The sequence below is a fragment of the Shewanella sp. 8A genome (assembly GCF_023475945.1).
Lineage (GTDB): Bacteria > Pseudomonadota > Gammaproteobacteria > Enterobacterales > Shewanellaceae > Shewanella > Shewanella xiamenensis.
Window position 1 is genome coordinate 1 of sequence record NZ_JAMDJP010000084.1, and the last position, 1,009, is coordinate 1,009.

At 54.8% G+C, this 1,009-nt stretch carries 2 protein-coding genes; both read left to right on the top strand.

From position 1 onward, the window contains the following. Positions 1-56: 56 nt before the first annotated feature. A complete protein-coding gene (aph(3'')-Ib, locus tag M0413_RS22595; protein ID WP_001082319.1) occupies positions 57-860 on the top strand; it encodes an aminoglycoside O-phosphotransferase APH(3'')-Ib in 804 nt (267 codons plus the stop codon). Further along, positions 860-1,009 (top strand): aminoglycoside phosphotransferase family protein (locus M0413_RS22600; protein ID WP_002073538.1); only part of this gene is annotated, 150 nt, incomplete at its 3' end. The genes aph(3'')-Ib and M0413_RS22600, both read left to right, overlap by 1 nt.

The following is a 1,009-nucleotide window of genomic DNA, read 5'->3' on the forward strand; positions in this document are numbered from 1 at the left end:
TCTTTTCGCAGGTTGAGCCACCTCCGCGCTTCATCAGAAAACTGAAGGAACCTCCATTGAATCGAACTAATATTTTTTTTGGTGAATCGCATTCTGACTGGTTGCCTGTCAGAGGCGGAGAATCTGGTGATTTTGTTTTTCGACGTGGTGACGGGCATGCCTTCGCGAAAATCGCACCTGCTTCCCGCCGCGGTGAGCTCGCTGGAGAGCGTGACCGCCTCATTTGGCTCAAAGGTCGAGGTGTGGCTTGCCCCGAGGTGATCAACTGGCAGGAGGAACAGGAGGGTGCATGCTTGGTGATAACGGCAATTCCGGGAGTACCGGCGGCTGATCTGTCTGGAGCGGATTTGCTCAAAGCGTGGCCGTCAATGGGGCAGCAACTTGGCGCTGTTCACAGCCTATCGGTTGATCAATGTCCGTTTGAGCGCAGGCTGTCGCGAATGTTCGGACGCGCCGTTGATGTGGTGTCCCGCAATGCCGTCAATCCCGACTTCTTACCGGACGAGGACAAGAGTACGCCGCAGCTCGATCTTTTGGCTCGTGTCGAACGAGAGCTACCGGTGCGGCTCGACCAAGAGCGCACCGATATGGTTGTTTGCCATGGTGATCCCTGCATGCCGAACTTCATGGTGGACCCTAAAACTCTTCAATGCACGGGTCTGATCGACCTTGGGCGGCTCGGAACAGCAGATCGCTATGCCGATTTGGCACTCATGATTGCTAACGCCGAAGAGAACTGGGCAGCGCCAGATGAAGCAGAGCGCGCCTTCGCTGTCCTATTCAATGTATTGGGGATCGAAGCCCCCGACCGCGAACGCCTTGCCTTCTATCTGCGATTGGACCCTCTGACTTGGGGTTGATGTTCATGCCGCCTGTTTTTCCTGCTCATTGGCACGTTTCGCAACCTGTTCTCATTGCGGACACCTTTTCCAGCCTCGTTTGGAAAGTTTCATTGCCAGACGGGACTCCTGCAATCGTCAAGGGATTGAAACCTATAGAAGACATTGCT